Source organism: Candidatus Proelusimicrobium excrementi (assembly GCF_937881865.1).
Lineage (GTDB): Bacteria > Elusimicrobiota > Elusimicrobia > Elusimicrobiales > Elusimicrobiaceae > Proelusimicrobium > Proelusimicrobium excrementi.
Map to the genome: position 1 here is coordinate 19989 of NZ_CALGEO010000119.1, position 9300 is coordinate 29288.

Consider the following 9300-nt stretch of genomic DNA (forward strand, 5'->3'; position numbering starts at 1 on the left):
CTCAAAATTTTGCGTACGGGCAAATATCGTTCGGAACATTTTCTCACTTTATTTTTATCCTTGACAAGCTTCCCATTAAGTAGGAAAATAAAATATATGTCATTTTTATTAAGGAGATACGATGAAAAAACTTTTAATCGCGTTTTTTGTTCTTCCTCTTTTGCTGGCTTGCGGCACAAAGGTTGAACGTATGGACGTGAACACCACTAAAGATTTAAGCGGCAAATGGAACGACACCGATTCCCGTCTTGTCGCGGAAACCATGATTCAGGAGTGCCTTAACGGCGCTTGGTACGCCAAAGCTTTAAGGGAATCCAGAGGCAAAGAGCCGGTTGTAATAGTCGGCACCGTAAACAATGACACCATGGAGCATATCAATACCGGCGCTTTTATTGAGGAACTTCAAAGAGCTTTGATCAACAGCGGCAAAGTGGAGTTCGTGGCCAGCTCTTCTGAACGCGGGGAAATCCGCCAGGAAAGGCTCGAGCAGGATGAATACGCCTCCGAAGCCACCAGGAAAGCCTTTGGGCAGGAAGTCGGTGCGGATTATATGTTAAGCGGCGTACTCAGCTCCATAGTGGATCAGGAAGGCAGAAAATCCGTAGTGTTTTATCAGGTAAACTTAAAACTTATCAATATAGAAACCAATAAAATACTTTGGAACGGCCAAAAACAAATCAAAAAATATGTAGCAAAGAAATCGCTTAAATTATAAATCTTATGAAAGCCCGGCTTGCACTTTTAATAATTGCCATAGGCGTATTAACTGCGTGCGCCGGGCCTTCTTTGCGCTATAAAAAGGACATCCTTTCCAAAATGGACGCAGGCCAATTTGAAAAGGCCGAAAAGATAATAGAAGAAAACAGAAAGAAAACTTACGGTTCCAAAAACGCCGTACTATATTATTTAGATTTAAGCACCCAGCAGGGCGCGCGTTACGATTCCCGCGCAAGCCTAAGCTCCCTTACCAATGCGGGCGATATCACCGAAGAACTTTTTACCAGAAGCGTCAGCGCGGCAATGGGCACGCTGATAATAAACGATAATACAACCCCTTATGTTCCGCCTTTGTTTGAACGATCTTTAATGTATTTTTACCGCGCGGCGGATTACCTTTCGCTGGGCAGCCCGAGGGAAGCCTTGGTGGAAGCCAACGCCGCCGTATTCATGCTGGATAAAAACCGCGAAGCAAAACCGAAAGATCTTTATAACGACGACGCTTTCGTTCAGTATTTTTCCAGTATGATTTATGAAGACAACGGTAAAATCTCCGATGCGAGAATAGCGCGCGCCAACGCCAAAAACGCTTATGAAAGGCAGGCTTACTCTTCCGCGTCAATGCCTTATTTCCCGCTTCCGTATAATTACCGGGATAAAGGCGAAGCCGTAATTTTCCACTACAACGGCAAAGTGCCCGTAAAAATTTCCAACAGTATTATGCTGGCTTGGGATGATATCTGGTTCGCCGTGGAAGGCAACAGCGATTTGGCCGGTACAAGCCAAGGGCTTATAAACGCCGTTTACGCGGGCGCGTTCGGCAATTCCATAACGGTAAGCTTCCCGGAATATGCCGACGTTCCTTACGATATAAAATATTCCGAAGTTTCCGCAGAGGGCGCCCCCGCCGTAAGAACCCAGCTTGTAAGCGATATCGCGTGGCAGGCAAAACAGAATTTAAAGCAGGATAAAGCCGCTCTGTTTACCCGCAGCGTAACGCGCGCCGTAACAAAATACATACTTAGCGTTCAGGCCCGGCACATAGCCGAAAAGAACATTGGGGAAGACGCCGGCTTTTTGATAGGTTCTTTGTTCAGCATATTTTCCAATGTTACGGAAAAGGCCGACACGCGCTCCTGGTTTACTCTTCCGGCGGAAATAAGAATGGCCAGTTTATTCTTGCCGCCGGGCGTGCATGATATCAAAATCAGGTTCATGAACGGCAGCGGACAGACTATTGACGAGTATGTCTTTGAAAATGTACAAATTATAAAAGGGAAGAGAACCTATTTATATAACAGGACTTCAAAATAAGGAGAACAAATGAAAAGACTCGCTTTTCTTTTATGCGCGGCCGTATTGTTTGCGGCTTGCGCTTCCAACAGAAATATATTAAATGAGAAAATAGCCAAGTACCCGGCGGATAAATATCTGACGAAAATAGCCTCCGGCCAAACTAAAAAAGACGCCAAGGAAGCCGCCGTGGCGGAACTTTCCAAATTGTTTGAGGGGCTTCCCCAGGATGAGGCCGCCCAAATCAGGCGGGATAATATAATATCCCAAATAAAAGCCGTGCAGTGGTGGAAGAACAGACAGAACAAAAGATATTACGCCATAGCCGCATTGGAAAGGGAACCCTCGCTTGAAATAATAAAGCCTTATTACGCCCCCATAGACGGGCAGCTTAACAATATGGCCGCCAAAATAGCCGGGGAGAGTGATAAATTCGTAAAGCTTAAATACGCGGTTGAAATGCCCGCTCTTCTCGCCAAAAGGGAAAAGCTCGACGGCGAATACCGCAGAATTTCTTTTGACGGTTCGGCTTATAACGAGGAAGATTTATATTCCTATAAAAGCATTTACAATAAAACTTTTTACGATATAAAAGTCAACGCCGTCATTACCGGCGCGGACGATATAACCGTAAAAACCTATCTTATTGACGCTTTAAACGAGCTCGGCTTCGGCGTGGGCGAGAACCTTCAGGTTTATGACATAGAACTTGCCATGAATACGCAGATAGACAAATACGCCTCCTCTACGCTGGACGGACTGTTTTGGAGCACCGCCACCGCCACGGTCGCTTTGAAAGATATGGAAACGAAAGGAATTTTCGCCACTTTCAGCGAAACGGAAAGAGTCGGTTCCGCCCGCGGCGAAGAAGCCAAAAGGCGCAGTTTGGTTGCTGCCGGCAAAAAATGCGCTCCCGTAATTAAAAGCAAACTTATAGATTATATACAGAAGAAATAGGAGTTTAACTAATGAAGAAATTTTTACTTTTGCCTCTTTTAGCCGTATTGGTTTTGCCTGTTTTCGCGCAGGAACAGTCTTCTTCCGCCGCGGCGGACGCTTCCGGGGAGAAGGTTTTGTACTCGCTGGGATATTTGCTTGGCGAGAACCTTAAAAACAATCTCCTTTTAAACAGCGAGGACGATTTTAAAGCCGTGTCGCAAGGGCTTAGGGACGCGCTTTTAAACAGAAATTCCCAAACTAATTTGGAAGATTACAAACCGCTTGTGGAAAAGAGATACCGCGACGACACCACCGCCGTAATCAACAAGCGCAAAATTGAGCAGGACGAATTTTTGAAAGAAGCCAAAAATGACAAAAAGAACCAAGCTTTATCAAACGGTGTCGTAATGAGAATAACCAAAAAAGGCAAAGGCAAAACGCCCAAAGCCTCAAGTTTGGTAAAAGTGCATTATGAAGGCAAACTGCTTGACGGCACTGAATTTGACAGTTCAATTAAAAGAGGCAAACCGGCGGAGTTCCCGCTTAACGGCGTGATACCTTGCTGGACTTCCGCCCTTCAGGAAATGAAGGCCGGCTCCAAAGCCACTTTGTACTGCCCGCCCGATACGGCCTACGGCAATGCTCAGGCGGGCCCGATACAGCCCGGTTCTTTGTTAATTTTCGACGTTGAATTGTTGGACGTTATAGATAAATGAACTTAAAATCAAAAATATATATAGGGATAATAGCCTTTTCTCTTGCCGTTATAATAGCGGTGCTTGCGGCGCGGCGGATACAAAGCGTTTGGTTCCCGCCGGATAAAGCCGCGGAGGGCGAAACTCTTGAAGAAGAGGAAACTTATTATCCTTTTGTCGACGGCGGCGGAGTGCCGGCGGAAGATTTCTCCCAAATGCCTAACCGTATGGTAATAGCCGTGGAAGGGCAGGAAGCTTACGTGCCGGAAAAGCAAATGCAAAAGCCTTTTTTCGGCGGTCAGATAGATTTGCCGGCTTTGGCCAAAGAGCAGGAGGCTTATATAAATTCCGGCGCGGCGGAGCGGGCGTCGATAAATCAGGAAGAATTTAAAAATAAGGAAGAACTGCGGGGGGATTTCGGCGTAAACGTACAGGATCCTCTTTTAAAACAGTTTATGGCCGATATGCAAAAAGCTATGGGCGAAGACGATCTTAACAGGCCGCTTTCGCCGGAAGAAATGATGGAAAAAGTATTAAATAATCCACAAATGCAAAAAATTTTGCTTCAATATAGTAAGAACCCTAAATTAATGCAAATGGCCGATGATGCTTTTAAGAAGGCCCAAGCCGCCCAAGGCGGATCGGCTCCGGCCAAAAGTAAAGGTCAATGACTTACAGGAGAATAAAACATGGGTGTTTTTATAGCCGTAATAATAATTCTTGTTTTGGTTTTATATGCAGTTAAAGATTTGTTGGCGGAGAAAGATTTCGCTTCTTGGATTAATATCGCGCTGACTTCGCTTGTGCTGTTTACAGTGATTCTTTCTATTTTTATGATTTTGAACAAAGGCGAGAAGACGAATAATACGCCCTCCGGGGAAAATAATAAACCGGCCGCCGAAGCCACACAGGAAAAGCCCGCTGAAGAAAAAAGCGATGAAGAAGTCATGCTGGAAATCGCCGAGGAATATACTCTTATCGAGAATGACTACAGAAAGAGCAATCCCAGCGCCAAGGATTATGAGGAAGTCGCCTCAAAGTATATAAAACAGAAATACGGCTTTACCGATGACGAGTGGAACAGCTTTATGCAGCACGCCAAGGAAAGCGGCCTGTTTGAAAAAGCGAGGAAGAAGATAAGCGGCGATAGTGATATAGACTATTTGATAGCTAAATAAGAAGAGCCCTCCGAAAGGAGGGCTTTTTAATTTGACTCGTGTTATGTTGCGCGCTCTCGGCTAACAGATTTTAATATTTAGGCAAATTTTGTTTTTTTACTCACTTGGATACTGCTCCGCCTTTGGCCGGCATCATACTTAGTATACCTCCTTCCTTAAAAACGCAAATTCGGCTCAAATTCGAAACCCCACGCCGGTTAAGTTCTCTCACACTATTAACTTGTGTTAAGTTTCATGCTCACGGCTACCAGTTTCCCTCAAATCTGAAAAATCACGCCGCTTGTGCTATCTCACGCTGAAATCTTTTACTCTTTCAGTCTTGTTGATTTGTTCCTAACTTTCTAATTATTTGTTCTTATTTTAAAAAACTTTCTTCTTTACATTTCTATATCTATACATATCCGGTCGCAAAATGGTTTCATAACTTTTTTGCTAATTAAAGTAGGTCTGGTTTTACCTGACGGGAATTTCCTTATTTACGTCAGGCCAAGCCTGACCTACGTTTTACCTATCTGTCTTTTAATATTCCTTTTCCCATTATTTGCGCCGTGTCGTACGTCGTGGCGGGCCATGAAAAATAAAAACAGTTGACTTATTTTTTTTTTGATAAATTTTTTACATTGAGATATTAAAGATACTGTACTACTAAGGGTAAATTTTATTATGGGGATTTAATCTCTTAGGAATGTGTCAAAATTTAATATTTCGAAAGGAGCTCTGAATGAAAAAAATATTTTTTGCGATAGTAATATCAGCTTTTTCCGTTTCCGCATATGCCGGATACGGCTTAGGGATTAAAACGGGTGTCGGGGGGAATACTCCTCAAACCATGTATGATGGCAATAATGCATACGGCGGCAGCGTATCAACAAGGGATTATTTTGTGGGCGCGGAAGCTTTTTATGAACATAATCTCAGGCTTGATTTTTTAGGCAATGACAGAGAGTATGAAGAGCATAAAATAGGTTTAAAGTTCGGCTTTGAACAATACGGCAAAAATACTTATAAGGTTTTAGATGAAAAAGTTACGGAAAATACTTTTATGCTGCCTATTACCGCTTATTATAAATATGACCAAGGCGTTGGAAAATTAGCTTTTACCATTGGATGCGGTTTGACTATGATTCAAAGTGATTTTAAAGTTTCGGAAAATAATAAGCTTGATAAATGGAAAGGGGTTTTTCATATCGTCGCCGGTACGGAATATCGTATCAGCGAACATATCGGCTTAGGATTTGATATCAAATATATTACTAAGTCCGGCGTTTTGGATAAAATATATAATGTGAACGGGCATAGTTACAAATTATATTTTTCCGACAGGAGCGGTTTTAACGGCGCATTAGCCGCAAGATATTATTTTTGACGGAAAACGGTTCGTGAAAGCGCAGAATATTATCCCCGCGCCGTTTTAGGCGCGGGGACGTTTTATAAAGTTTTGATTATTTCCGCCATTTGTTTAAAAGCGCGGAAACGGTGGCTGATTTTGTTTTTTTCTTCCGCAGTCATTTCCGCCATGGTTTTGCCCGCTTCCGTTACAAAGAAAAGCGGGTCATATCCAAAACCGTTTTCGCCTTTATATTCCTGCGTGATAAACCCTTTCACTTTACCTTCTTTAAATATGATTTCTCCGCCGGGCAGAGCCAAAGCTGCCGACGTGGTAAAGCTTGCGCTTCTTTGTTCTTTTTTAAAAGGGGAAAGCTCTTTTAAAAGCTTTTCGTTGTTTGCCGGATAGTCGGCCCTGTCGGGGTATGCGTAGCGCGCGCTGTGCACGCCGGGCGCGCCGTTTAAAGCGTCAACGGTAAGGCCGGTGTCATCGGCCAGGCTGATAATGCCTGTTTTCCGCAAACCGTAGGCGGCTTTTAAGGCGGCGTTTTCCTTAAGGGTGGAGCCCGCTTCTTCCGGCTCTGGGAGCAAAGGAAAATCCGCAAAAGAAAGATAAATTATCTCTTCGCCTTTATTGTTTGTTTGCGGCAATATCTTTAACAGCTCGGCGATTTTATGTTTATTGTGGGTGGCTAAAAGTATTTTCATAAGTTAAAAATCCCCGCCTAAAAAGGCGGGGAAAATGTTTAATTTAAGTCTTCCTTGGCGGCTTTGATTTGCTGCGCTTTTAACAGCATTTGGTCAAGTTCGCCTTTTGCTTTTTCTACCTGCTCCTTGGGAGCGTTCTTTACGAAGTTTTCGTTCCCGAGCATTCTCTTGCGGTTGTTTATGCCGTTTTCAATTACGGCCAGTTCCTTATCCAAGCGGGCTTTTTCCTTATCAAAATCAATAAGGCCTTCCAAGGGGATATAAACAGTCGCGGTTCCGTAAACGCCAGTCGCCGTTTGTTTGGGTTTTGCAATGTCGGAGCCGGTTTGCAGGGTTTCAATCTTGGCCATACTGGTAATATAGTTTTGATATTTCCTGATTACGGCCAAATCTTTCTCGTCCGGGGTATTTAAAAGAACTTTAATCTTAAGCCCGGGCGGCACGTTGAACTGGGCTCTTATCGTCCTTATCTGCCCGGTTACGCCCTGCAAAAGCGCCATTTCGGCTTCGGCGGTTTTATCTTCAAGCGCGGGGTTAAAGGCGGGGTAGTCTTCCTCTATTAAAAATTCTTTATGGCCTTTTATATATTTTTTAAGGCTCATTGCTATTTCTTCCGTGATAAAGGGCATCATCGGGTGCAAAGCTTTCAAAGTGCCGTAAAGAATATTTATCAATATTGAAATAACTTCCTTGCGTCCTTCGCCTTCAAAGCGTTGTTTGGCAAGCTCAATATACCAATCGCAGAAGTCGCCCCACAGAAAGTGATATAAGGTATCCGCGGCGGCGGCCATATTATATTTTTTAATCTCGTCCGCAGCCTGCTTCATTGCGCCGTTGTAGCGCGAAATTATCCAGCGGTCGCAAAGTTCTTTCGGGTTGGTCGGCAGCTGAAGCGGGCCCTCAATCCCTTCGCCGTTCATTTGAATAAAGCGCGAAGCATTGTAAATTTTGTTGCAGAAATTCCTTGCGCCGATAATGCTTTCTTCGCCGTAAGGGATATCTTTGCCGAGCACCGACTGTGACAGCAGGGAAAACCTTACTGCGTCCGCGCCGTATTTCTGCGTTAAATCCAGCGGGTCAACGACGTTGCCCAAAGATTTGGACATTTTCTTGCCCGTTTTATCCCTTACTATGCCGTTTAACAGCACGTCTTTAAAGGGAACTTTGCCTTCAAATTCAAGGCCCATCATTATCATTCTGGCTACCCAAAGATAAATAATTTCATACCCGGTTACAAGTATGCTTGTGGGGTAATAATATTTAAGGTCTTTGGTTTGTTCCGGCCAGCCGAAGACGGACATCGGCCATAAAGCCGAGGAAAACCAAGTATCCAAAACGTCCGGGTCCTGCACGGTGTCATGGCTTGAGCAATGCGGGCAGACCGGCTTGGTGAAGGAAACTATCGGTTTTGCGCCGTCTTCAAAAGAAACTTTGGAAAGCTGTTCTTTGCCTTGTTTGTCGGTGGTAAAAGTTAAGCCTTTTTCACTGCAATGGCGGCAGTACCAAACGGGTATTCTGTGGCCCCACCAAATCTGCCTGGAAATGCACCAATCCTGAATGTTTTTAAGCCAATTCGTCAAAGGTCCCTTCCAGTTTGCGGGGTGGAATTTGACCTCGTCGTTTTCGACGGCTTTTAAAGCGTTTCTCGCCAAATCGTCCATTTTGACGAACCATTGTTCGCTTAAATAAGGCTCAATCGCGCTGTGGCAGCGATAGCAGGTGCTTACGGCGTTATTGTATTTTTCTTCTTTAACCAGCAGGCCGGCGGCGTCCAAATCTTTAACGGTTTCTTTGCGGCAGAGATCCCTGTCCATGCCCAAATATTTTTCCGGCAGATTAATCATCTTGCCTTTATCGGATATTACGCAAATAATTTCGAGGTTGTGACGCTGGCCGACTTCATAGTCCACCGGGTCATGCGCGGGCGTAATTTTAAGCGCGCCGGTGCCGAAGTCTGTTTCGACGGCTTCATCGGCTATTATGGGTATCAGCCTGCCCGTTAAAGGGATTTGAACTTTCTTGCCGATAACGTTTTTGTATCTGTCGTCTTTGGGATTGACGGCTATCGCCGCATCGGCGAAGATGGTTTCCGGCCTGGTCGTCGCTATGACTATTCCGTCGGAGCCGTCTTCCATTTTATAATGCAGATGCCAAAGTTTGCCCGCGTGCTGCTCGTGTTCCACTTCAATATCGGAAAGCGCGGTCGAACAGCGTACGCACCAGTTTATCATGCGTTTGCCGCGGTAAATATATTTTTTGTCCCACAGATTTTTAAAGCTCGCGTAAACGGATTTGGCGCGGTCTTCGTCCATGGTAAAGCGGATATTGCTTTGGTCAAGCGCCCAGCCCATTTTTTCAAATTGATTATAAATGGCGTTGCCGCATTCCTTGTACCAATCCCATACAGTCTGCACGAATTTTTCCCTGCCCAAATCGTGGCGGGA

Annotated in this window: 9 protein-coding genes; 7 read left to right on the plus strand and 2 right to left on the minus strand. The window is 44.6% G+C overall.

Annotated elements, in window-relative coordinates; all coding sequences use genetic code 11:
• Positions 1 to 121 precede the first annotated feature (121 nt).
• The 7 genes from lpoB to ACQY26_RS05685 all read left to right on the plus strand — a co-directional run bounded on the left by lpoB (position 122) and on the right by ACQY26_RS05685 (position 6188).
• On the plus strand, positions 122 to 715 hold the full coding sequence (lpoB, locus tag ACQY26_RS05655; RefSeq protein WP_428048174.1) for a penicillin-binding protein activator LpoB: 594 nt from the start codon (positions 122 to 124) through the stop codon (positions 713 to 715).
• Positions 716 to 720: 5 nt separating this feature from the next.
• The gene (locus tag ACQY26_RS05660; protein ID WP_428048175.1) at positions 721 to 2031 is read left to right on the plus strand and encodes a hypothetical protein; all 1311 of its coding nucleotides are present in this window, start codon (positions 721 to 723) and stop codon (positions 2029 to 2031) included.
• A 9-nt stretch (positions 2032 to 2040) separates the two neighbouring features.
• Entirely contained in the window at positions 2041 to 2967 is a 927-nt protein-coding gene (locus ACQY26_RS05665) for a hypothetical protein (RefSeq protein ID WP_428048176.1), read from the plus strand.
• Between the two features lie 11 nt (positions 2968 to 2978).
• Positions 2979 to 3665 carry an FKBP-type peptidyl-prolyl cis-trans isomerase gene (locus tag ACQY26_RS05670; RefSeq protein ID WP_428048177.1) on the plus strand — a complete coding sequence of 229 codons (687 nt, stop codon included), beginning with the start codon at positions 2979 to 2981 and terminating at the stop codon, positions 3663 to 3665.
• Positions 3662 to 4315, plus strand: a complete 654-nt coding sequence (locus tag ACQY26_RS05675; RefSeq protein ID WP_428048178.1) for a hypothetical protein — start codon at positions 3662 to 3664, stop codon at positions 4313 to 4315. Before ACQY26_RS05670 ends, ACQY26_RS05675 begins: the two co-directional genes overlap by 4 nt.
• Before the next feature lie 18 nt (positions 4316 to 4333).
• Entirely contained in the window at positions 4334 to 4822 is a 489-nt protein-coding gene (locus ACQY26_RS05680) for a hypothetical protein (protein ID WP_428048179.1), read from the plus strand.
• A gap of 721 nt (positions 4823 to 5543) precedes the next feature.
• Positions 5544 to 6188, plus strand: a complete 645-nt coding sequence (locus ACQY26_RS05685) for an outer membrane beta-barrel protein (protein ID WP_428048180.1) — start codon at positions 5544 to 5546, stop codon at positions 6186 to 6188.
• A 62-nt stretch (positions 6189 to 6250) separates the two neighbouring features.
• Here ACQY26_RS05685 and rdgB read toward each other — a convergent pair whose 3' ends face one another.
• Together rdgB and ACQY26_RS05695 are read right to left on the minus strand one after the other, a co-directional pair.
• Positions 6251 to 6856 (minus strand): RdgB/HAM1 family non-canonical purine NTP pyrophosphatase, encoded by a 606-nt coding sequence (rdgB, locus tag ACQY26_RS05690; protein ID WP_428048181.1) that lies wholly within the window; start codon positions 6854 to 6856, stop codon positions 6251 to 6253.
• 38 nt (positions 6857 to 6894) lie between these two features.
• Positions 6895 to 9300, minus strand: a 2406-nt coding sequence (locus ACQY26_RS05695; RefSeq protein WP_428048182.1) for a valine--tRNA ligase, incomplete at its 5' end; no start/stop codon positions are given.